Raw genomic sequence first — 23275 nt, forward strand, 5'->3', positions numbered from 1 at the left:
AATACCCACAAAACGATTTATTAAAATGATGAGCGAACGCGATCATCTACGAAAAATATTTTTCGCCACCTGGGAAAAATATAATAAAAAAGAGCCGCTTTCTCCCCTGGAAAGCCAACTAATTTCAGTGATCCTAGTTCACTCCGAATATCACAGCGTTTTGGATAATCTGAGTAAACAACTTCATCAAAACTACACCACTGATACGAATCCTTTTTTACATATGAGTTTACATTTAGGGCTCTTGGAACAATTGAATACGGATCGTCCCTCGGGAATCAAATCTTATTATCAACAATTGCTGAGTAAAGTGGGCGACTCCCATAAGGTGGAACATTTGATCATGGATATGATGGCCACTTTCATTTGGAAAGCCCAACGAAATAATATGCTACCTGATGAACAAGCTTATATTAAAGCGTTGAAAAGGCTTACAAAAAATATTGTCTCTAGCGAATAAAGGGTCCGCTAAAAATAAAAAAAACCAGCCTCAAAAGAAGCCAGGGATACATTATTTGACGGGAACATGATTTTAGAAATAAGCACCAAATTGGAAGATAACCATGTTTCGAGTACCGCCAATATTTGCTGTTGGGACAGGCAAACCTGCACCGGTTAACCGGTTACTTCTTGCTAGCACAGTTCTGCTGCAGTTAATTCATGATGATATTCAAGCCCCGTCATTCTATTTTTCCAAATAGAAGTACTAACTTACAAAGATATAACTATTTTTTGGCAAATTAAAAGCAAGTGCTTCCCAAGTTTGACTCATAGGCAAATCCAAATAAAACGGAGCTATCATGAATACGTGTGGTGAAATCAATTTCGGCATGTGCCCCGCACGAATAAAGGCCCCAACGCCGTTGAAGGTCACGTCTTGTGGTGCAAAAAAAGTTCGTGTCGCGAAAAGATATTTCAGGATTAGATTAAAGGGGCCTTTCATAACTTCTATATACCCATCTACCCCAGGAACTGAATGTTGTAAGTTGATCCCTTCCAAGAGTCACTCCTAATCCGCCGAACTCTGTAAGGTAGCATACTGAATATTTCCCTCAAGAAAGGCCGTTATAAATTATAAATGGATTAATGCGTTTATCTTGCATTTCCTGCGAATCAGCAATATTAGTAACATACCCAGCATCAATGGAGAAATGATCATTTTGGTAACCGGTATTTACACCGCCCTGACGGAAAAGGCGCCTAGGACAAGAATTGTTGAATCCTTGAAGGCTATAAATAAAACTATAAAAGCCGTTCTGCGTATAACCTAACCACACTAGCAGCAAGAGCTTCAATCGGCATTAATAAAACCGTTAACGGGTCGTTAACATGCGCTGCCGAATCTTCCATAAGGGACATACATTTACCCTATCGTGAAATGGAAATAGACTGGAGATACATTGAGATTGCCAAATGGTCAAAAATCAGCGACTTAAATAAACCTGTGAATTGGTAACACGGCTACCGGTGTTTGGGGTAAAAGAATCATACTCCAATACAATTAACCTATTCGCCTAACTGCTTACCATCGGCATCACATCGATCACTACCGTACTGAGATTAATATCCCCTTTACTTCCTTCGACCATCGAATCATGGTTATAAATAATCTATCCTTCCAAAGCACCGCTTAGAACTACAATGGCTCGATTTTTGAGTGTGTCTCCGGCCATCCATAAATATGTGTTCGGTAATAGCGCTGTCGCAATAAAAGTAAATCTTCATTCATACTTTTGGATAGGTGTAGAGCAAATCAGCAACATTAAACGCACTTTTTAAACTGAGTAAAGACGATGTCGTTACAGTAATTCCATGACGAAATCGCAACACGCGAAAATAATCATCCCAAATAACCCATAAGGTGGCAACCTAATTTCACTTTTTCTTCTCGGGCCAAAGTACGTATAGTGGGAGAGGAATTATTCTTTTATAACTTTTTGAATGTGATGCAATTCCACTTTTAAATTATTTATTTCGTGGTCTAACTCTTCTTCTTGGTGTGTGACTTGTTGAAGTCTGTGTTTTATTTCTTCATCATTGGAGATTCTTTGAGTATCAATAGAAAAAGTAAGAAAAAAAATAAGAAATATGCTTACCCTCGCCAAAAATTTCACAAACTCCTTTTAGTTTTTCTGGCCTTCTGAGAGATTTTCAAGAAAGGTTTTTTTAATATACACGGGTTAAATGCGTTTTGCTAGAATCAATTTTTAGCAGTGTTTCTCGCTAACATTTAAATTAGGCGCGATTGAAAATGAATGAAATTACAATAATTCAACCCGATGATTGGCACTGCCATTTACGTGATCATTCCTATCTTGGACGAACAGTTACCGATATTGCTCTTAGGTTTGGGCGAGCCATTGTTATGCCGAATTTAGTTCCGCCCGTGACGACAGTGGCACAAGCTAAAGCATATTGTGAAAGAATCAAAAAACACATCCCTGCTAATTCCAAATTCATTCCCTTAATGACGCTTTATCTTACCGATACTTTATCAGCGAATGAAATTAAAGCTGCCAAACAATCGAGCTTTATTGTGGCTTGTAAACTTTATCTTGCAGGATCCACTACGCATTCCCAAGCAGGTGTAAAAAGCTTACAGAAAATTTATCCCATTTTAGAGGTGCTGCAATCCATCAATCTGCCTTTGCTGATCCATGGAGAAGTCATCGATCCAACCATCGAAATTTTCGACCGAGAAGCTGTTTTTATTGAACGAGAACTAATTCCTTTATTAAAACATTTTCCCAATCTGCGAATGGTTTTGGAACATATCTCTACCAAAATAGGGGTGGATTTTATTACTGAGACAGCCGTGTCAACACTCGCAGCAACTATTACCCCTCATCATCTTTGGCTTACCCGAAATCATTTGCTAAAAGACGGCCTTCACCCTCATTATTATTGTTTGCCACTTTTAAAAACGAGCCGGGATCAAGCCGCGCTTATTAAAGCAGCTATTAGCGGCAATCCTAAATTCTTTTTAGGCACCGACAGTGCTCCGCATTCGCAAACAAAAAAAGAATCAGCTTGTGGTGCTGCGGGTATTTACAATGCCCCCGCCTCTATCGAAATTTATACGGAATTATTTGATCGCCATAATGCGTTAGACAAATTAGAAGGCTTTTCCAGTCGTTTTGGTGCACAATTCTATGGTTTGCCATTTAATTCCACAAAAATTACTTTGGTTAAACAGCCTTGGCAAGTTGCTCAATCCTTATCTTTTGGTCCAGATACTGTGGTACCCTTGTTAGCAGGTGAAACATTGAACTGGCGACTTAGTCACATTTCTCAATAAAGACGACTCGTAAATTAAAACCTATGATCGAAAACCACTCCCATCCAGACCCTTTAAAAGAGCGATTTGGCGGTTATCTTCCCGTTGTTATTGATATTGAAACGGGTGGATTGGAACCTCTTAAAAATCCTATATTGGAAATAGCTGTAGTTTTAATTGAAATCAATCAAGAAAAAAATTACATCCCGGAGAATTATTTTCCTGTCATGTATTGCCCTTCGAAGGCGCTGCTTTAGACCCCGCGTCGTTAGAAATCACGCGAATTGATCCTTATCACCCTTTTCGCTTTGCTATTGAAGAAAAAAAAGCATTGCAGGAATTATTTGTGTTTGTAGAAAAAGCTGTGATGACTCAGGCTGTCGCCGAGCAGTGCTCGTCGGCCACAACGCCTATTTTGATTTATCTTTTATCCAGACAGCCATGAAGCGTTGCAAGATAAAAAAATCTCCCTTTCACGCGTTTACCTGTTTTGATACGGCTACTTTAGCAGCTACCGTATTTGGCAAACCGGTGCTCGCTAAAGCACTACGAGAGGCTCGTATCCCCTTTGATAAAAATGAAGCACACTCTGCCATTTATGATGCCAAGTGCGCAGCTGAATTATTTTGTTACATTGTCAATAAAATTGGGCGACGATGGCGGCGTGAAGAGCAAAAACACTCTTCCCCTTCTCCCATCATCGCCTAAAGAAAAAGTGAACGAGAGTAAGGGTTAAACGACTTCTTCCGAAGTAATAATCTCTGCTTCAGATACGTTCTTTATGTTTAAGGTGCTTCTATTTTCGAGGACCGCATTTACCGCATTTACGCTGCGCTATGTACTAGGCGTTTTCTGCGTTTCACTGGAGTTAAAGGACCTTTTCTGCTTCGCAAATTGTAATATTTGCGGATCTATTTTAATTCTAGCTCGAGATTACTGTCGCCCTTTAAAAAAGAGAAAAAATTAATTATATTTATAAATTGTTGGCATTTTCCGCCAAATATTTTGCAACACCTGCTGGAGAAGCCTGCATCCCAACATCACCTTTTTTCCAGTTTGCCGGACAAACTTTACCATTTTCTTCAGTAAATTGGAGGGCATCCACTATACGTAGGATTTCCGGAATGCTTCGACCCAACGGTAAGTCATTTACAATTTGAGATCGAACAATTCCTTGCTTATCAATTAAGAAAGCACCACGTAAAGCAACTCCGGCTTCGAAATGTTCTACTCCATAACTACCGCAAATGCTATGTGAAACGTCCGCAGCTAAAGTATACCGGACAGGTCCAATCCCACCTTTTTCTACGGGAATATTACGCCAAGCATAATGGGCAAACTGTGAATCTATAGAAACAGCCACTACCTCTACATTGCGTTTGTGGAATTCATCAATCGCATGATCCAAAGCAATCAACTCAGAAGGACATACGAATGTAAATCAAGAGGATAAAAGAAAACCAGCCCGTATTTGTTTTGGATGGCTTCAGTTAAATTAAAGTTTTCTACGATATCGCCATTCGCCAACACTGCAGGGACCATAAAATTAGGGGCTTCACGACCCACTAAAACTGCCATAATGCTACCTCCACATTCAAATTGGCACTAATTCAAATTGGTACTAATTTAGCGCTATATTGGTTATTTGTCAAATAATATGAAGAATAGATTTTTCATTCTAACCACACGGCTGCCGCTAGAAATTGTAGCTATAATGTGGTATCGTGCAAAAGTCAAGCAATAAAAATATTAATAAGCGGTTCCTGGTGAACACCTAAGTTTAGTGATCTTTTGGGCTACTAGCACGGTGGCCAATAAGTAGAAAATCACTAAGTTTAGGTTTTTTCGCTAAGAACTTCTAAATCAATCAGAAGGAAACTCAAAATGGCCTTTGAACTACCGAATCTGCCTTATAAGTTAAACGCCCTCGAACCTTATATTTCTCAAGAAACCCTGGAATACCATCATGGTAAACACCATCGTGCTTATATGGACAAATTGAATAAACTTATTAAAGGCACCCCCCTTGAAAAAAATCCCTTGAAGAAATTATCATGCAATCCGATGGGGACATTTTCAACAATGCAGCCCAAAGCTGGAATCATACCTTTTATTGGCATTGTATGAGTCCAAAGGGTGGTGGGGACCCGAACGGCGATCTTGCTTTGGCGCTAAAAGAACATTTTGGGTCATTAGAAAAGTTTAAAGAAGAATTCACCAATTCCGCTAATAATCATTTCGGTTCCGGGTGGGCGTGGTTGGTCCAAGATAAAAATGGAAAACTAGAAGTCTTAAGTACAGTAAACGCTCGCAATCCCATGACGGAGGGTAAGAAACCATTATTAACCTGGGATGTATGGGAACATGCCTATTACATTGATAACCGCAACGATCGTCCCAAGTATGTCAATAATTTTTGGCATATAGTCAATTGGGACTTTGCAACAAAAAATTTTCAATCTAAATGATCAACGTTATTGTCAACGGAATTAACGGTAAAATGGGCCATGTGGTTAAAGAGAGTATTACGGCTCAATCTGATCTTAATTTAGTTGCAGGAACGGGACGACAAGATAATTTAACGGAAATTATTAAAGCGACGGAAGCAGACGTGGTCATCGACTTCACTACCCCTCACGTAGTTTTCACTAACACAGAAATAATTATCAACGCGGGTGCGCGTCTCGTAGTTGGGACTACGGGATTAACCTTAGACCAGATCGGTATTCTAGCGAAACAATGTCAAGTAAAAAATTGGGTGGAATAATTGCTCCCAATTTTTCTTTAGGCGCCATCTTGATGATGAAATACGCCAAGGATGCTACCCACTATTTCCCAGATGCCGAAATTATTGAAATGCATCATCCTCATAAAGTGGATGCTCCTTCAGGCACTGCAATCAAAACCGCTCAAATGATGGCGGAAGTAGATGCTTCTTCTCAAGGAACTAAAGAAGAGACCCCTCCCAACTCCGCTCGCGGAGTATTAAAAAATAATGTGCCTATCCATTCTATTCGTCTTCCCGGTTTATTCTCCCATCAATCCGTAATTTTCGGCGGGAATGGCGAAACTCTGACCATTCGCCATGACGGAACGGACCGCAGATGCACAATGTCTGGCATTTTTCTGGCGTGTCGAAAAGTAATGGACTTAGATCATTTAGTGTATGGTTTAGAGAACATTTTGTGAAAACTAGTCAGGGGTTGAGAACTAGTCAGGGATATTGATAATTATGGTGTAATAAATTCCAGGATAAATAAGAAAATCAAAAGTTCTCGTTGTTTCTCTTTTTTTAAAAAATTTCTCGATCGTTGGGAGTGGCGGCAAGGCATGGCTTTTCTTCATCATGGCTTTTCTTCATGCATAATGAAGCACAACAAGCCATAAATAACCTCTCGTAAGCAAAATTAATGTGCTCATTTTACTGAAAGAACTTTATTTTTGTTCCTTAACTAAAAAATTAGTTGTCGTGACTTCTGAGTTTGGAAGCAGAGTTTTAGGAGTCGGAGGATACCAGCGAAGATCTAAATCGCGAGCCGCTTTAACTTCATCCAATCGCCCCACGGGCTGACGATGCGGCGCGTTCTGCACTATTTCAGAATTATCTTTTATCTCAACCAAATTTTTTGTAAGGCTTCTATAAAACGATCTAAAGTCTGTTTACTTTCTGTTTCGGTGGGCTCGATTAACAAACATTCAGGAATTAATAAAGGAAAATAAATCGTTGGCGCATGAAATCCGTAATCTAAAAATCGCTTAGCAATATCCAATGCAGTTATCCCATATTGGCGAGTTAAAGGTTTCACTGTCACAATAAATTCATGAGAAGCACGCCGATTCGGGAAAGCCAAAGTAAATCTTAACTGCGCTAAACGTTTCATTAAATAATTAGCATTTAAAGTAGAAAATTCAGCGACCCTAACAGTTCCTTCCTTGCCTAACATGCGCAAATAAATATACGCTCGCAATAATACACCTGCATTACCCATGAAAGTCGATAATCGGCCAATCGTTTTTGGCCGGTGTTTTTGTGTGATCCAATAATATCCCTCATCATTTTTTCCAATCATTGGCACTGGTAAAAATTCTACAAGTCTTTTGCTAGCTGCTACAGGACCTGCACCAGGACCTCCTCCACCATGCGGGGTTGCAAAGGTTTTATGCAAATTTAAATGCATTACATCAAATCCCATATCACCCGGTCGATATTTTCCTAAAATCGCATTTAAATTCGCTCCATCGTAATAAAGCAAGCCACCAGCGTCGTGAATAATTTTCGAAACTTCTATAATTTGCCTTTCAAATACACCCAACGTCGAAGGATTAGTTAGCATAATACCGGCCGTTTTCGGCCCCACCATTTTTTTCAATTTTTCAAGATCGATATCGCCTTCAGTTGTCGTCGCCACTTCTTTAACACTATACCCGCACATGGCGGCAGAAGCAGGATTAGTGCCGTGGGCAGCCTCAGGTACCAGCATTTCCGTGCGTTCATAATCACCCCGAATTTCATGATACGCCTTTATCATTGCGACGCCGGCAAATTCACCTTGAGCACCTGCCATAGACGTTAGCGAAACTTTTTCCATTCCCGTGATATCTGCCAACATAATTTGTAATTCATAAAGACATTGCAAAAAAGACTGGCTTTGTGGCTCAGGTGTTAATGGGTGGCGTTTTAAATAACCTGGGAGCGAAGCTAATCGATTAGCTGCTCGTGGGTTGTATTTCATTGTGCAAGAACCTAGCGGATAAAAATGCGTATCAATTGAAAAATTTTCCGTGGATAATTGGGTGAAATGTCGAACTACTTCAAGTTCAGATAATTCAGGAAGATTCGGCAAATCCGAACGTAATAAATCTGATGGAATATCATGAGCTTCTATTTTTCCCTGAATTTTTTGCGACCCTGCACGTCGATTTTCTTGCGATTTTTCAAAAATTAGCATTTTTTACTCGTTTTCTGTCGTAATCAAAAAGTCTATTGAGTAAATTATTTCAAGGAAAACTTTCTCATAATAGGCTATATCTTCATTGGTCTTCGTTTCCGTTACACAAATTAACAGACAATTCCCTAGTTCAGGATAATCCTCTTTTAAAGAATACCCAGCTAAAATCCCTCGTTCAGCCATTTGGCTAATCACTTTTTCTACTGGTTTTTTCAATCGAACTACGAATTCATGAAAAATAGGTCGAGTAAATATCGGCGTAATTTCTTTGAGAGACGATAAACGCTGAAACAAATCCCGCGCTTTTGTGTGGGACGCTAATGCCACTTCACGTAAACCTTTTGCTCCTAGTAAACTTAAATAAATAGTAGCTGCGGTTACCACCAACCCTTGATTAGTACAAATATTTGAGGTGGCTTTAGAACGGCGAATGTGTTGTTCGCGGGCTTGCAGGGTTAAAGTAAATCCTTCACGACCCTCCCCATCAACGGTTCTTGCTACGATTCTCCCTGGAAGTTGCCGTACGTATTCTTTCTTACAACCTATAAATCCAAAATAAGGTCCGCCGGAGCTAAAGGAACCCCTAAAGGCTGTCCTTCGCCACAGACGATGTCTACGCCTCGTTGTCCCCACTGTCCAGGAGGTTTTAATAAGGTCATTGCTAGGGGATTCACGCTAGCAATCACTAAAATATCCTGCCCATGAGCCCAATCTGTTAACGTATCCACAGCTTCTAAAACGCCAAAAAAATTAGGCTGCGGAATAATGAGAGCGGTAACATCTGTCATATCCACAGTACTTAGCCATTGGAAATCTACTATTCCTTGTTTAAGATCATAAGGAATAACCTCGACATTAATTTTTTGCTGTTGGACAATTGATGCCAGGACTTTTCGATAAGCTGGGTGGACAGTGGCTGGGAGTAAAATACGGCGTGTTTTGCCTCGCTTGAGGCGGACTGCCATCAACGCTGCTTCAGCTAAGGCGCTGGCGCCATCGTATAAAGAGGCATTAGAAACGTCTATGGCCAGCAATTCAGCCATCATGGTTTGATATTCGTAAATTAATTGCAAGCTTCCTTGACTGGCTTCAGCCTGATAAGGCGTATATGCCGTGTAAAATTCTCCTCGCGTGGTAATTTCCCACACAGCCGCCGGAATGTGGTGTTCATAAGCACCGGCACCAATAAAACATAGTGATTTTTTAGGCTCGCGTTCCTCCATGAGATGGGTAATAGCTGCTTCATTTAATCCTTCTGGAATCTGCTTGAGTGCGGCACGCATTAAATTAGAAGGAATCTCATCAAATAATCGTTCAATGTTATCAGCACCTATAAGGGCTAACATTTCCTTTTGATCGTTAGGTGTATGGGGAATAAAAGGCATTATTCTTCCTGGGTTAGAGCTTCATAATCAGAAGCGTTTAATAACTCATCGAGTTCACTTTCGTCATTAGGTCTGATGCGATAAAGCCAACCATCTCCGTAAGGGTCACGATTTACCAAGGCTGGGTCCGTTTGAAGTGCTTCATTAACTTCCACCACTTCACCCGTTAAAGGGGAGTAAACATCAGCTGCTGTCTTTACGGATTCCACCACAGCTACTTCATCACTAGCATCTACTTGGCTATCGATATCCGGTAATTCAATAAATACGAGGTCCCCCAGCTGTTCCTGAGCATGATCCGTAACCCCCACCGTAAAAGTACCATCGGATTCCTTCCTTACCCATTCATGACTTTTGCTGTAGCGTAGTTCCGCAGGAAATTCTGCCATTCTTATCTCCTTTAAAAGGTTTTTTTACCTCGACACACAAAAGGCGGCTTGATTATCTTAACCGGAATTTGTTTACCTCGCCGTTCGATAGAAGCAACCTCAAACGCCTCATTAGGAATACGAGCCAGGGCAATAGCCTGTTTTAAGGTAGGAGAAAAACTACCGCTGGTAATTTCTCCTTTCTGCTGATTATTTAACCAAATTTTTTGATGATTCCGCAAAACACCAGGCTCTTCCATGATTAATCCAATCAGCTGTTCTTCAATGCCTCGGTCTAATTGGTTCTCTAAAGCGGTGCGACCGATAAAATTGCGGTTGGGATCGTCCCAAGACACCGTCCAACCAAGATTGGAACAAAGGGGAGATGTTGTTTCATCCATGTCGGTGCCATATAAATTTAACCCCGCTTCCAAACGGAGGGTATCTCGAGCTCCTAACCCACAAGGTCTCACTCCACCACGCACCGCTCTTTGCCATAATTCGTGCGCTTGTGCATCGGGAAGAATCATTTCGAGCCCATCTTCCCCGGTGTATCCGGTACGAGCTATCAATAAATCATCTGACAAAATAAATTGAAAAGGCTTGAGCTGCGTTAATTTTACATTGATCGCTTCATCAAAAACCTTTTGAGCGACGGAAAATACCTCAGGGCCTTGAATGGCAATAATACACATTTTAGGCTCCTCGTTAACACTCACTTGATAAGATCGGCTTTGCTTTTTCATCCAAGCCACATCTTTTTCTCGAGTTGCCGCATTAATTACAAGTCGATAATGAGAGTGGGATAAATAATAAACAATAAGATCATCGATCACTCCTCCAGTGTCGTTCAATATACAGCTATAGAGCGCACGACAGGGCTCCTTAAGTTTCGCAATATCATTAGCTAATAAAAAGCGCAAAAAAGACGTAGCATCTTCGCCTTTTATATCAACAATACCCATGTGGGAAACATCAAAAATACCAAGATGCTGCCGCACTTGGTGATGCTCATCAATTTGTGATCCATAATGGAGAGGCATTTCCCAACCAGCAAAATCAACAAAGTGAGCCTTTGCCTGAGAATGTTCTTCGTAGAGCGTCGTGCGTCGGAGCATATGGCAGAGATTATATTGGATAAGACTAGGGATGCCAAGCAATCAGAGACTTAATTAAGGATAAAAAAACCCTGCTTTAAGCAGGGTTTTTTCTAGCGATAAAAGCTTGAGGCAATTACATAATGCCGCCCATACCACCCATACCGCCCATTCCTCCCATATCACCACCAGCCATGGGTTCCTCTTTCTCTTTTGGAGCTTCAGTCACCATGCATTCCGTAGTAATCATAAGCCCCGCAATGGAAGCTGCATTTTGCAAGGCCGTGCGGGTAACCTTGGTGGGATCGAGAATACCCATCTCAATCATGTTCCCATATTCGCCTTTAGCAGCATTGTAACCATAATTTACATCTTTATAATTCAATACCTTATCGGCGATAACGGCAGCTTGTTCTCCTGCATTTTTTACAATTTGAGAAAGTGGATAAGCCATAGCGCGACGGGCAATTTCAACACCCGTGCGTTGATCTTCATTGTCCACGTTGATATTGTCCAAAGCCTTATAACGCGGATCAATGCCACACCACCGCCAGGTACCACCCCTTCTTCCACAGCAGCGCGAGTTGCATGAAGAGCATCTTCCACACGCGCTTTTTTCTCCTTCATTTCAACTTCCGTCGCAGCACCCACCTTAATTACTGCAACACCACCAGCTAATTTAGCCAGACGTTCTTGCAATTTCTCTTTATCATAATCGGAAGTGCTTACTTCTATTTCTGCTCGGATTTGTTTCACGCGGTCTTTAATGTCACCAGTATCGCCCGCGCCATCAATAATAGTGGTGTCTTCTTTAGTGACCACTACACGTTTAGCGGAACCTAAATCATCCAGCGTTGCTGATTCTAGTGATAATCCAACTTCTTCAGAAATCACTTTAGCACCAGTCAAAACAGCAATATCTTGCAGCATCGCTTTGCGACGATCACCAAACCTGGAGCCTTAACAGCGGCTACTTTCACAACCCCACGGATGTTATTCACTACTAAAGTTGCTAAAGCTTCGCCTTCAACATCTTCTGCCACTACTAAAAGTGGTCGACTGGATTTTGCAACGTTTTCTAATAACGAAATTAATTCACGAATATTAGAAATCTTCTTGTCCACTAATAAAATGAATGGATTTTCAAGTTCTACGCTCATGTTTTGTTGATTGTTGATGAAGTAAGGTGACAGGTAACCACGATCGAACTGCATCCCTTCCACTACTTCCAACTCATTTTCCAACCCAGAGCCATCTTCTACAGTAATAACGCCTTCTTTACCTACCTTTTCCATTGCATCAGCAATAATTTGACCAATAGATTCATCTGAGTTAGCTGAAATGGTTCCCACTTGAGCAATGGCAGTTTTATCTTCGCAGGGTTTAGAAATTTGTTTCAATTCTGCAACAGAAGCGGCTACTGCTTTGTCAATACCGCGTTTTAAATCCATCGGATTCATACCGGCTATAACGGCCTTGATGCCCTCTACCAAAATAGCTTGCGCTAATACAGTAGCAGTTGTCGTGCCGTCACCAGCATCGTCCGAAGTGCGGGAAGCCACTTCTTTAACCATTTGGGCGCCCATATTTTCGAATTTATCTTTTAACTCAATTTCTTTAGCAACACTCACACCATCTTTAGTAATGGTTGGAGCACCAAATGATTTATCTAATACAACGTTGCGACCTTTAGGGCCCAAAGTTACCTTCACGGCGTTTGCTAAAACATCCACACCACGGCTCATTGCGTGTAATGCTTCATGAGAAAACTTTAAAACTTTTGCAGTCATTTTTCTTCTACCTCTTTATTTCCACTGTTGGTTATTCTTCAATTACACCCATAATGTCATCTTCTCGCATGACGACATATTCCTTGCCACCAACTTTGACTTCGGTGCCAGCGTATTTGCCAAACAAAATACGATCGCCCACTTTGACATTCAAAGCGCGAACCTCACCATTCTCAAATTTGCCGGGCCCAACCGCGACGATTTTCCCTTCAGAAGGTTTTTCAGCGGCAGAGTCTGGAATGACGATGCCACCTGCTGAAGTGCGTTCTTTTTCTTCAAGACGATGGACCAGCACTCGATCGTGTAATGGACGTATATTCATGCTTTCTCTCCATATTTAAACTAATTTTTTGCCTTAATAAGCTCATTAAGTATGAGCGACAATCACTAAACCATATAGGGGCACCAAATAAAAATTCAAGGGCAAAAGTTAAAACAAAAATGAAAGCACAGAATTTGAGTATTAGTAGTAGTTCTATACAGACGAAATGAGCAAGTGGAGGAAAGCGAAATTGACAAGCTCCAGAAACGGAGGGTTGGGGTGAAGGCAAAGATTATGATAAGCTCAGCGCGAATTCGATTTCTGTGGCGAGGTTATTTTGCTAGATTCATTTAAAACATTACGCACACTGGCCGTTAATGGCAAAACTTATCACTACCATAGTCTCTCAGGAGCAGAAGAAGCAGGGCTTTCAAATATTCATTCCTTACCGTATTCACTAAAAATTCTTCTAGAAAATCAATTACGTCATGAAGACGGCCAAACAGTTACCCATAACCACATCGAAGCTTTCGCGTATTGGCTGCGAGAAAAGAACTCCGACCAAGAAATTACCTATCGGCCCGCTAGAGTATTGATGCAAGACTTTACTGGCGTTCCTGCCCTTGTGGACTTAGCCGCCATGCGCGATGCTATGGCAGCCATGAAAGGTGATCTAGCTAAAATTAATCCCCACTGTCCCGTGGATCTTATCATTGATCATTCGCTCCAAGTGGATGAATTCGGCAATAAAAAAGCTTTCCTCGATAATGTGCATATAGAAATGAAACGAAATTATGAGCGGTATACATTTTTAAAATGGGGACAACAATCATTCCGCCATTTCCAATTAGTTCCCCCCGGAACCGGTATCTGCCATCAAGTGAATTTGGAATATTTAGGGCGGGGAGTATGGTCCAGCCCCATAGGCGATAAACTGTTTGCCTACCCGGACACTGTGGTAGGGACGGACAGTCATACTACTATGATCAACGGCCTGGGAGTTCTCGGATGGGGAGTGGGAGGTATAGAGGCAGAAGCGGCCGTGTTAGGTCAACCTATTTCTATGTTAATTCCTAAAGTGATCGGCTTTCGTCTGTCAGGTAAATTACGAGAAGGCGTAACTGCGACTGACCTTGTTTTAACGGTAACTCAAATGTTGCGGCACAAAGGGGTGGTAGGAAAATTTGTGGAGTTTTATGGTCCGGGTCTCGCCGAACTCCCCCTCGCCGATCGTGCAACTATTGGCAATATGGCTCCGGAATATGGAGCTACTTGCGGTTTGTTTCCTATCGATGTGGAAACTATTAAATACATGGAATTGACCGGTCGTGATCCTGAAGTCATTGAACTGGTGAAAGCCTATTCTAAAGCACAAGGCACCTGGTACGACGAAAATACGCCAGACCCCTCTTTTAGCGACACGCTCTCCCTAGATCTTTCCACGGTCGAACCGAGCCTAGCAGGTCCCAAGCGGCCGCAAGATGGTGTTAAGCTATCTGCTTTAAAAAAAGCTACCGAAAATTTTGTTACGATGGCCAAACGAGATCAAGAATTAGATCAAGCATTCAAGAGCACCGATGATATGGATCTCCACCATGGAGATGTAATGATTGCAGCGATTACCAGCTGCACAAACACCTCAAATCCCAGCGTAATGCTTGCTGCAGGCCTTCTGGCCAAAAAAGCTGTGGAAAAAGGCTTACAAAGAAAGCCTTGGGTAAAATCGTCACTAGCCCCGGGATCCAAAGTAGTCACAGATTATTTACAAAAAACACGATTAATCAGTTATTTAGAGAAACTTGGGTTTTATTTAGTAGGCTATGGTTGTACAACCTGTATCGGTAACTCTGGGCCGTTGCCCGAAACGATCGCTAAAACGATCACAGAAAATGATTTAATTGTTTCAGCTGTTTTATCGGGCAATCGTAACTTTGAAGGCCGAATCCATCCTTTAGTCAAAGCGAATTGGTTAGCCTCGCCCCCGCTAGTAGTAGCTTTTGCCTTAGCTGGGACCACTCGAATTGATCTTACTAAAGATCCGGTAGGAATAAATGCTCAGAGCGAGCCTGTTTATTTACATGACATCTGGCCGTCGAATTCAGAAATTGCCAAAGCCGTTCAGCAAGTACGCAACGAAATGTTCCGTAAAGAATATGCGGATGTGTTTAAAGGCCATGGTGAATGGCAACGTATTACTGTATCTGCGGGCAATACTTTTGAATGGCAAGGAGATTCTACGTATATAAAAAAACCTCCATTTTTCGAAAATATGAAAAGCCAGCCCGAACCTTTAAAAGAAATAAAAGGGGCACGTATTTTAGCGGTTCTCGGCGACAGCGTAACAACAGATCACATCTCTCCCGCAGGCGCTATTAAACCAGATAGTCCCGCCGGTAAATATTTGATTAGAAAGGGCATTGGAATTAAAGATTTTAATTCCTACGGTTCTCGGCGGGGAAATCATGAAGTGATGACGCGAAGCACCTTTGCCAATATTCGAATTCGAAACGAAATGCTATCGAACGTAGAGGGTGGATTTACCAAGCACTTTCCTGATGGTGAGCAATTATCCATTTATGATGCGGCTATGAAATACCGCGATGAAAATATTCCCCTGCTAGTAATTGCCGGGAAGGAGTATGGCACAGGCTCTTCTCGTGATTGGGCTGCTAAGGGTCCACGATTGTTGGGCGTTACAGCCGTTATTGCGGAAAGTTTTGAACGCATCCATCGTTCTAATTTAATCGGCATGGGTGTTTTACCACTCGAATTTAAAAATGGCGCTAACCGTAAAAGTTTAAAATTAGAAGGCAACGAAATAATTGACATTACGGGAATAGAAAATAATTTACGTCCCAATAGGTGTGTTATCATGACGATCAAGCGCAAAAGCGGAATTATTGAAAAAATTTCTCTGCATTGTCGAATCGACACCGAAAATGAATTGGCTTATTACCACCACGGTGGCATTTTACCATTCGTATTACGTCAAATGTTATCGACTACGTAGGGTGGATTAGCGCCGAAGGTGCGTAATCCATTTTAGAGAATTCTTTCTAATCTTTTGAAATTATTATAAATTTCTTGTCTAATTTTGTAATTTCCTATTGTCGCTGAAATATGCTCAGATAAGAAAAAACAAACAGGAGAAATAGGCATGAAAAGTTGGATAAAGATTTCCTTTTTTCCCCTTATTTTTTATTCTCATCATTAAAAAATGCTTCTAACTTAATGACTTATATGACAGAGTCGTCCGGATATTCTCCTCCGGATGGTCAGCATGCGGCTTATCCCCTTTTATAATTCTTATCCCAGCCAGTATGACAGTCAACAAAAAATTTCTAATCTTGATATGTTGGATAAAGCGGAGAAATCTGACATTATCGTCTATGCATTTTTGCAAGTGTGGGATTCAAATTCTGCAACAAGCCAAAAATATGGTGTCCCTTCGAGCTCAGTCGGACATTTACATTTCGACGATTTATAGGCTAATCTGCCAGGAGGACTATCCCTGAATATGCCACCTAGCAAAGATTTTGCAAAGATTTTGTTCGCAATCATCGACAAGATCCTGCACTACTGTTCAACAAGACTGTTCGACAGGTAGTTATCATTTAGCTTTGTTAAATTACAACGATAAAGACGTCGAGCAAATGAATAATTTCGGCGCTTTTATAAATTTAGCTGTAAGATCGATCTAACACAAAAAAATTATTTCCATTGGTGGCGCTAATACCATTCAAAATAATTCGGTTTCTACCGATACCTTTCAAACTATTTTTGCCAACCAAGAGGCATTTTTAGCATCGCTGCAAAATTAGTTAAATCAAATAAAAGCTGTCAATGGCGTTGATTATGATTTCGAACCACCCATTAACCCTGATGGTTCATAAAAAAATCCGATGTCTCAACCTTAACCGGACTATAATCAGTTATTTAATTTAATTAAAGCAACTCGGGAACGCCTGGGCGTTATTCTTATATTTCTGTAACCATTACCCCAAATAAAGATTATCTCCAATATATTAATAAATCCGTTCCGGGTTGCTTGATTTAAAACAATTGCTCCATACGTAAATGCAATTTCGCTAATGACCTACGATTTACACGATCCTTGGGATCACACCAACGATCCTGGAACGCTATCTTATGTGATGCTCCAACAACCCAATTTTCTACAGCCACTCCTATAATATTCATTACGGCGTAGAAGAGATTGCTCAACAAGTATTGGATTACGGAGTGCCTGCAAATAAACTCCAAATCGGAATTGTGACCTATGGTCGCGGCGGCTTCTTCAGGGGTAGAAAGGGGGACTTCTTCCTATGCCGGCCTTAATCAAGCTTGGGTGGGTCCTAGTCATTTTCCGGCCCGTTATCTCAATAATCAAGACGGTATGTTGCCTTACAAATATATCAACGCCATTTTACAAAGTGGGGAGGGTTATCAGAACTATAACATTACACAAGGCAATAAAATTATTGCTTCTTACGTTTATAGTCCCATTGCGAAGCAGTTTGTGGGGTATGAATCCCTGGACGAATTGAAATTGAAGTCCCTCTGCCAATTGATCCATACCCAACACCTCAGAGGCGCTATTTTGTGGGATGGGGCACACTTAGTTAGCGCTTATCGGGGAGTATGTTAAAATATCGGAAATGAGAGGTTTTTTATTCGCTTTAGAATTATTTTTATTTTCTATTCAATAAATGCTGAAATTGCCTGAACAACCCCTCCCTGTTGATGAGGCGTTTCAATTCAGTGCTAAAGCCAAAGATTAGCAAACCATCATTAGCATTTGGCAGATAAAACCGGGACTCTATATTTACCGCAATCGCATCTCTTTTGATTCACTCAAATCGACCGAAGACCACCTAGGACAACCACTCTGACCGGAAGCAAACCCTACTAAAGATTATCCAGGGCTTGGGAAACTGCCCGTTTATTCGGGGCTATTAAAAATCCCTATTCTGATAATTAAATCAAGCCCCTCAACACTTTACCTTCGGATAAATTATCAAGGTTATTTGGAACAAGGTTATTGTTACCCCCCACTTCAAAAACGATAGTCCTCAATCTCGCTGGAAATTATATGCAACCTACTTATCCCTTAGCAGTAGATATTGCTCCAGATAAAACAATCTCTTTAAAAAAAAAGAAATTATACCTCCCACCGAACAAGATAAAGTAACCTAGCTCTCGGAGCATAAAAATTTATTCCTAATTTTAGGGAGTTTTTTTGGTTTTGGTTTATTACTTTCCTTTACACCCTGTGTGCTGCCTATGATTCCGATTTTATCGAGCAATTATTGCCAGACAAAAAAACCGCATCCTTGGCGATCGTTTAGTTTGTCCCTAACAGTATGTACTGGGAATGGGAATTACTTATGCCCTTACCGGGGTTATTTTTCGATATATTGACCGTACTGTTCAAGCTGTTTTTCAAAACCGATGGGTTATTGCTTTATTCAGTTTAATTTTTATTGAAATGGCTTTATCTCTATTTGGATTATCATAGCCTAGAACTCCCCTCCCAATAGCAAACGTGTTTAACAGAAATTAGTAATCAGCAAAGCGGCACTTACATAGGCACGGCTTTAATTGGGTTGTTTATCTACCTTTGTGGGTTGGATTAGCTATCAGCTCTGCCCTGGCGTTAGGTGCTCTTTCAACCACACAAACGACTTCGCAAAAAATAGGAAAATCCCTGGGGTTAATCTTATTTATTTACGGAATTGCCTTGGTTACTAGTGCAGTTTCTAGAAATACTAATCCGCTCCACCCTTTTCTGGGAATGTTAGAAAACAAAAAGAGAGTCAAGAGCGATTTATTTCAGTTTATCCACTTCCAGAAGTCGAGCAACAAGTAAAAATAGATCAAACTCAACAATCAACCTATCATAATTGATTTTTACGTGGATTGGTGCATTTCCTGAAAACAAGATGGAACCAATCCACCTTTGCAAATCCAAGAGTGCAAAAAGCGCTACAACCTTTCCGTTTGTTGCGTGCAGATGTCACAGACAAACAATTTAGAAAATTAATTGGTGGAAAGACACTTTGGAGTCATTGCCCTACCCACTGTCCTATTTCTTAATGTCAATAGTAAGGAGATCCCTAACTTACGTATTGTAGGTGAGATATCGGCTTCAAAATTTTTAAATCATTTAAAACAGTTACAAGTAGGATATATGTATTTATTTAATAGAATAAAACTGATCCTAATTTGAGTATTTTCTGATCAAATACACTCTAAAAAGTCTAGATCTTACCTAGATCTGCACCGAATAAGTCGATAACTTTCAATTCTAGACAATCGGGACCAAGTAAGGCAGAATTACTGACACAGTTATTTCTCGCAAAAAGCGGGATAGTGATTTGGTAAAAGTATTCTGACAGATTACAAGGAACTTCTTCATGGACATACGTAAAATTAAAAAACTCATCGAATTGATCAATGAAACAGGTATAGGAGAAATCGAAGTAAAATCCGGCGAAGAATCAGTACGCATCAGTCGATTTCCTCAACAACAATCTTCTATCGCTCCTCCCACGCCTACTGTGCTAGCGGGTTTACTGGCACCCTCTACTAGACCTATTCCTACTCAACCAGAAGCGAAGGAAGCTCCTGCCGCGGGAACCTTAAGAGGTCACTCTTTGAAATCTCCTATGGTAGGGACGGTCTATTTATCACCAACCCCTGGAGCCAAGCCTTTCGTAGAGGTTGGACAGCGAATTTCTATGGGCGACACCGTGTGCCTTATTGAAGCAATGAAGATGTTTAATAAAATTGAAGCGGACAAAAGTGGTGTCATTAGCGCTCGCCTCATCGAAAATGAACAGCCGGTGGAGTTTGATCAACCACTCTTTATCATTGAACAAGACTAGGCGGGTATCTTCATGTTTAAAAAAGTATTAATCGCTAACCGTGGCGAAATTGCCTTACGCATTCACCGAGCCTGTAAAGAAATGGGTATCCAAACGGTAGCCGCTTATTCTACTGCCGATCAAAATCTCATGCACGTACGATTGGCTGATGAAGCGGTTTGTATTGGACCGTCCAATAGTACTAATAGCTATTTGAGCATTCCGTCCGTTATTTCAGCCGCTGAAATCGTTCATGCTGATGCCATCCACCCAGGCTATGGCTTCCTTGCGGAAAATCCAAATTTTGCTGAGCAAGTGGAAAAAAGTGAATTTACGTTTATCGGCCCTTCCCATGACACTATCCACCTCATGGGAAATAAAGTCTCAGCCATTAAGACGATGAAAGAAGCCGGTCTTCCTTGCATTCCTGGCTCTGATGGTGTCCTAACTAAGGACAATGATGCCAATATAGCAATTGCCCGCCGTATTGGTTATCCCGTTTTAATTAAGGCCGCGGGAGGCGGCGGCGGTCGAGGGATGCACGTAGTTTGTCAAGAGGCAGATTTATTAAATTCCATCACTTTGACGCGAACAGAAGCAGCCGCTGCTTTCGGGACGGATGAAGTTTATATGGAAAAATACCTTGAAACCCCCCGGCACATCGAAATCCAAGTACTTGGAGATGGTAAAGGGAATGCTATTCATCTGGGAGAACGTGACTGTTCCATGCAACGCCGTCATCAAAAAGTTATTGAAGAGGCTCCAGCCCCAGGTATCACACCGGAACAACGTGCCACTATCGGCGAGCGGTGTGTCCGAGCTTGTATTACTATAAATTATCTAGGTGCCGGAACCTTCGAATTTCTCTATAGGAAAGGCGAATTTTATTTTATCGAAATGAACACACGGATTCAGGTAGAACACCCCGTCACCGAAATGATTACGGGTATTGATATTATAAAAGAGCAAATTCGTATGGCCGCGGGACAGCCTTTACGTTACAAACAAAAAGATATTGAAATCAAAGGACACGCGATTGAATGTCGCATCAACGCTGAAGATCCTAAAAATTTTATGCCATCTCCTGGAATCGTGACCGCTTATCATGCTCCCGGAGGTTTGGGCGTGCGTATGGATTCTCACCTTTATACCAATTATCGAGTTCCTCCTTATTACGATTCCCTCATCGGAAAATTAATCGCTTACAATGAGAATCGTCCCGAAGCTACTGCTCGCATGAAAAACGCCTTAACTGAGTTGGTAATTGAAGGAATAAAAACTAATATCCCGCTTCATCAGATGATGATGGAGGACGAAGCTTTTTGCAAGGGAGCACAAGACATCCACTATCTGGAAAAAAATTAGGGCTAAAATGAGTTTCCGCTCTATCCTTCTTAGCCCTTAACGCAGGATGGCTTTCATTTCCGAGCTAAGGAATCTCGTTTTTTAAAAAAGAGATTTCTATTCTCGTCTTAGGAAGCTTAGGTAGTATTTTCAAAGCGGAAGCCCGCCCCCAACTTTGATTAAAAATCAGGATTTAAAAGCTCAGTACTAACCGGGAACAGTTGAATTAATAATTAATCTCAAGAAAATTCTGAATTCAAGATAATAATCCAAATAAATCGTTAGGATTTCTGCTTTCAGGAACCATATCAAGCATATGCCCAACATGGAAATCTTCTGCAAGACTATATACCAACCGTAAGATCACATAATCTTCTAAGGCAAATCCCACAGAATCAAAAACAAAAATTTCATCATCTGAAGTGCGTCCTAATTTTTTCCCTTGACTTAACTCCCATAATTCCGCATAAATGTTCATAGAATTATAATCTTGTATTTCTCCTTCCTCTTTAGATTGCTCAAGGAATTCAATAACTATTTTACTTTGTTCTAGAATTTTGGAATCTAATTCCGTTTTACCTGGGCAATCTCCGCCAATAACGTTTATGCTCATCCCTGGCTTTATCCATTCTTCTTTTAATATTTTTGATTGTTTTCGAGCAGCTGTAAGAGTGGTAATAATATCAGCATTTTTCACACTAGATTCCGCATTTTCCTTTTGTTGCAAATCAAAACCATAAGGCAACAAATTCTTTGCAAATTTTCCCATTGCGTTTGGATCGATATCAAAATAATTAATAGTTTGAATATCAAACAGAATTTTGTGGGCAATCATTTGAAATTCCGATTGCGCTCCAGTGCCTATGATGGCGAACGTTTTGGAATTGAGTTTAGCCAGATATTTAGAGGCTAAGGCAGCCGTAGCAGCAGTTCGTAAGGCAGTTAATAGTGTCATCTCGCTTATCATAAGCGGATAGCCTGTCGCCACATCTGCCAGTATCCCAATTCCAACAATTGTTTGTTTATTATCTTTTGGATTATGTGGGTGACCATTAACATATTTGACGGAATAATAATCTTTCCCCCAAAAAGGCATTAACTCCAAAATTCCTCTCTCTACTGTTGAAGCCACGCGAGACATTTTTTCAAACTCATCCCAGCGGGAAAAGGTCAACTCCAATCTCTCAATCAGCTGAGAAAAAAATCTCCAAAGTCATCTTTCGAATTAAATTTTTCACATCATCGAGGGTAATAATCCTAACCATTAGTTAATCCTGTATGTTATAGATACGCAATCAAAAAAATTCTTAATAACTATCTAATGCCATGAGTATAATTTTCTCTTTATCCTTTTTTATGTAGATCAATAGATCATCTGGCTTTTCCTGAATGCCTTTATAATTTAGTTCATGATCATGATATTTTTTATGGGGATGGTTTTATTGTTAACTAACAGATCAACCACTTTCTTAAGTTCTTCTAAAATCAATTTTTTATGCCGGTATTTTTAAGACATTTTTTGAACGTCTTAGTTTGCTCTAATTTTAGAATTAGAGATTATCAACCTGATGATTGAATTTAGTTAATGTCAAGGTCTCTATATTACTTAGATCAGATATCTACGATGGCTTGATTCAGCAGTTTATTCTCTTTATGAGGCACAGCACTCATCAAAGCTAACCGCGCATAGGAGCTGACTGAGAGACCCATCTCTTTAGCTCTTGCTTTGATCATCTTATTTAATTTCTCATCTACGGTTATTTGAATCTTGTAACTTATAATCTCAGCTCTAAATAAATCTTATAGAATAATATAGAATAATTAATTTAGAATTAAACTACTTCTTTCAAAAGGAATCTGGAGTGAATGGTACAAAAAGGGCTTTGATCTTGTTTTAATTCATGTCGACATGGCAATAAAGGCTTCTCTTCGAGTAC

At 40.6% G+C, this 23275-nt stretch carries 18 protein-coding genes and 7 pseudogenes; 14 read left to right on the forward strand and 11 right to left on the reverse strand.

Annotation, left to right across the window (positions count from 1 at the left end; genetic code table 11):
* Window positions 1–460: DUF1841 family protein (locus B1F79_RS04725; RefSeq protein WP_308159740.1), on the forward strand; the 460-nt coding region annotated here is incomplete at its 5' end.
* Window positions 461–706: 246 nt separating this feature from the next.
* Here the strand turns inward: B1F79_RS04725 and B1F79_RS04730 are convergent.
* Window positions 707–1000 (reverse strand): hypothetical protein, encoded by a 294-nt coding sequence (locus tag B1F79_RS04730; RefSeq protein WP_251366197.1) that lies wholly within the window; start codon window positions 998–1000, stop codon window positions 707–709.
* Window positions 1001–2251: 1251 nt separating this feature from the next.
* On the opposite strand from B1F79_RS04730, the gene pyrC reads away from it, so the two are divergent.
* The gene (gene pyrC / locus B1F79_RS04735; protein ID WP_251366198.1) at window positions 2252–3298 is read left to right on the forward strand and encodes a dihydroorotase; all 1047 of its coding nucleotides are present in this window, start codon (window positions 2252–2254) and stop codon (window positions 3296–3298) included.
* Between the two features lie 23 nt (window positions 3299–3321).
* Window positions 3322–3985 (forward strand): annotated as a pseudogene (locus B1F79_RS04740) (exonuclease domain-containing protein).
* Between the two features lie 265 nt (window positions 3986–4250).
* On the opposite strand, the pseudogene B1F79_RS04745 reads toward B1F79_RS04740, so the two are convergent.
* A pseudogene (locus B1F79_RS04745) lies at window positions 4251–4855 on the reverse strand (peroxiredoxin).
* A 306-nt stretch (window positions 4856–5161) separates the two neighbouring features.
* Here B1F79_RS04745 and B1F79_RS04750 point away from each other — a divergent pair.
* Window positions 5162–5745: pseudogene (locus tag B1F79_RS04750) on the forward strand (superoxide dismutase).
* A pseudogene (gene dapB, locus B1F79_RS06630) lies at window positions 5742–6466 on the forward strand (4-hydroxy-tetrahydrodipicolinate reductase). Before B1F79_RS04750 ends, dapB begins: the two co-directional pseudogenes overlap by 4 nt.
* Window positions 6467–6712: 246 nt before the next feature.
* Here the strand turns inward: dapB and gcvPB are convergent.
* The 6 genes and pseudogenes from gcvPB to B1F79_RS04790 form a co-directional block, all read right to left on the reverse strand.
* Window positions 6713–8226 (reverse strand): annotated as a pseudogene (gene gcvPB, locus B1F79_RS04765) (aminomethyl-transferring glycine dehydrogenase subunit GcvPB).
* A gap of 3 nt (window positions 8227–8229) precedes the next feature.
* A pseudogene (gene gcvPA / locus B1F79_RS04770) lies at window positions 8230–9611 on the reverse strand (aminomethyl-transferring glycine dehydrogenase subunit GcvPA).
* Window positions 9611–10000 carry a glycine cleavage system protein GcvH gene (gene gcvH, locus B1F79_RS04775; RefSeq protein WP_251366201.1) on the reverse strand — a complete coding sequence of 130 codons (390 nt, stop codon included), beginning with the start codon at window positions 9998–10000 and terminating at the stop codon, window positions 9611–9613. The pseudogene gcvPA and the gene gcvH overlap by 1 nt, the downstream one beginning before the upstream one ends.
* An 11-nt stretch (window positions 10001–10011) precedes the next feature.
* Window positions 10012–11097, reverse strand: coding sequence for a glycine cleavage system aminomethyltransferase GcvT (gcvT, locus tag B1F79_RS04780; RefSeq protein WP_251366202.1), 1086 nt, complete (start codon window positions 11095–11097; stop codon window positions 10012–10014).
* A gap of 115 nt (window positions 11098–11212) precedes the next feature.
* Window positions 11213–12866: pseudogene (gene groL, locus B1F79_RS04785) on the reverse strand (chaperonin GroEL).
* A gap of 31 nt (window positions 12867–12897) precedes the next feature.
* A complete protein-coding gene (locus B1F79_RS04790; protein ID WP_251366203.1) occupies window positions 12898–13188 on the reverse strand; it encodes a co-chaperone GroES in 291 nt (96 codons plus the stop codon).
* A 277-nt stretch (window positions 13189–13465) separates the two neighbouring features.
* Between B1F79_RS04790 and acnA the strand changes: the two genes are divergently transcribed.
* Together acnA and B1F79_RS04800 are read left to right on the forward strand one after the other, a co-directional pair.
* Entirely contained in the window at window positions 13466–16138 is a 2673-nt protein-coding gene (gene acnA / locus B1F79_RS04795) for an aconitate hydratase AcnA (RefSeq protein WP_285896405.1), read from the forward strand.
* A gap of 261 nt (window positions 16139–16399) precedes the next feature.
* Window positions 16400–16615: a hypothetical protein gene (locus tag B1F79_RS04800; protein ID WP_251366204.1), complete on the forward strand. Its 216-nt coding sequence runs from the start codon at window positions 16400–16402 to the stop codon at window positions 16613–16615.
* 566 nt (window positions 16616–17181) lie between these two features.
* Here B1F79_RS04800 and B1F79_RS04805 read toward each other — a convergent pair.
* On the reverse strand, window positions 17182–17352 hold the full coding sequence (locus B1F79_RS04805; protein ID WP_251366205.1) for a hypothetical protein: 171 nt from the start codon (window positions 17350–17352) through the stop codon (window positions 17182–17184).
* A gap of 55 nt (window positions 17353–17407) precedes the next feature.
* Between B1F79_RS04805 and B1F79_RS04810 the strand changes: the two genes are divergently transcribed.
* From B1F79_RS04810 to accC, 7 genes are all read left to right on the forward strand, one after another.
* Window positions 17408–17776, forward strand: a complete 369-nt coding sequence (locus B1F79_RS04810; protein WP_251366206.1) for a glycoside hydrolase family 18 protein — start codon at window positions 17408–17410, stop codon at window positions 17774–17776.
* Window positions 17777–18095: 319 nt separating this feature from the next.
* Window positions 18096–18197, forward strand: a complete 102-nt coding sequence (locus B1F79_RS07075; protein ID WP_251366213.1) for a hypothetical protein — start codon at window positions 18096–18098, stop codon at window positions 18195–18197.
* Window positions 18198–18402: 205 nt separating this feature from the next.
* Window positions 18403–18549, forward strand: a complete 147-nt coding sequence (locus B1F79_RS07190) for a hypothetical protein (protein WP_443652032.1) — start codon at window positions 18403–18405, stop codon at window positions 18547–18549.
* Window positions 18503–18646, forward strand: coding sequence for a cytochrome c biogenesis protein CcdA (locus tag B1F79_RS04820; protein ID WP_251366207.1), 144 nt, complete (start codon window positions 18503–18505; stop codon window positions 18644–18646). The genes B1F79_RS07190 and B1F79_RS04820 overlap by 47 nt, the downstream gene beginning before the upstream one ends.
* A gap of 455 nt (window positions 18647–19101) precedes the next feature.
* Window positions 19102–19224: a hypothetical protein gene (locus tag B1F79_RS06420; RefSeq protein ID WP_285896406.1), complete on the forward strand. Its 123-nt coding sequence runs from the start codon at window positions 19102–19104 to the stop codon at window positions 19222–19224.
* 320 nt (window positions 19225–19544) lie between these two features.
* Entirely contained in the window at window positions 19545–20015 is a 471-nt protein-coding gene (gene accB / locus B1F79_RS04825; RefSeq protein WP_251366208.1) for an acetyl-CoA carboxylase biotin carboxyl carrier protein, read from the forward strand.
* Between the two features lie 12 nt (window positions 20016–20027).
* The gene (accC, locus tag B1F79_RS04830; RefSeq protein ID WP_251366209.1) at window positions 20028–21359 is read left to right on the forward strand and encodes an acetyl-CoA carboxylase biotin carboxylase subunit; all 1332 of its coding nucleotides are present in this window, start codon (window positions 20028–20030) and stop codon (window positions 21357–21359) included.
* A gap of 235 nt (window positions 21360–21594) precedes the next feature.
* On the opposite strand, the gene ocd is transcribed toward accC, so the two are convergent.
* Window positions 21595–22512, reverse strand: coding sequence for an ornithine cyclodeaminase (gene ocd, locus B1F79_RS04835; RefSeq protein ID WP_251366210.1), 918 nt, complete (start codon window positions 22510–22512; stop codon window positions 21595–21597).
* Window positions 22513–22949: 437 nt separating this feature from the next.
* The gene (locus B1F79_RS06425; protein ID WP_285896407.1) at window positions 22950–23072 is read right to left on the reverse strand and encodes a hypothetical protein; all 123 of its coding nucleotides are present in this window, start codon (window positions 23070–23072) and stop codon (window positions 22950–22952) included.
* Window positions 23073–23275: the final 203 nt, after the last annotated feature.

It is taken from the genome of Coxiella-like endosymbiont of Rhipicephalus sanguineus (assembly GCF_018687865.1).

Bases quoted from the DNA above. Each gene is read 5' to 3' on its own strand.
- pyrC (WP_251366198.1), top strand. From the start codon at position 2,252: ATGAATGAAATTACAATAATTCAACCCGATGATTGGCACTGCCATTTA.
- gcvH (WP_251366201.1), bottom strand. From the start codon at position 10,000: ATGGCAGAATTTCCTGCGGAACTACGCTACAGCAAAAGTCATGAATGG.
- gcvT (WP_251366202.1), bottom strand. From the start codon at position 11,097: ATGCTCCGACGCACGACGCTCTACGAAGAACATTCTCAGGCAAAGGCT.
- B1F79_RS04790 (WP_251366203.1), bottom strand. From the start codon at position 13,188: ATGAATATACGTCCATTACACGATCGAGTGCTGGTCCATCGTCTTGAA.
- B1F79_RS04800 (WP_251366204.1), top strand. From the start codon at position 16,400: ATGGTCAGCATGCGGCTTATCCCCTTTTATAATTCTTATCCCAGCCAG.
- B1F79_RS04810 (WP_251366206.1), top strand. From the start codon at position 17,408: ATGGTCGCGGCGGCTTCTTCAGGGGTAGAAAGGGGGACTTCTTCCTAT.
- B1F79_RS04820 (WP_251366207.1), top strand. From the start codon at position 18,503: ATGGGAATTACTTATGCCCTTACCGGGGTTATTTTTCGATATATTGAC.
- accB (WP_251366208.1), top strand. From the start codon at position 19,545: ATGGACATACGTAAAATTAAAAAACTCATCGAATTGATCAATGAAACA.
- accC (WP_251366209.1), top strand. From the start codon at position 20,028: ATGTTTAAAAAAGTATTAATCGCTAACCGTGGCGAAATTGCCTTACGC.
- B1F79_RS06425 (WP_285896407.1), bottom strand. From the start codon at position 23,072: ATGATCAAAGCAAGAGCTAAAGAGATGGGTCTCTCAGTCAGCTCCTAT.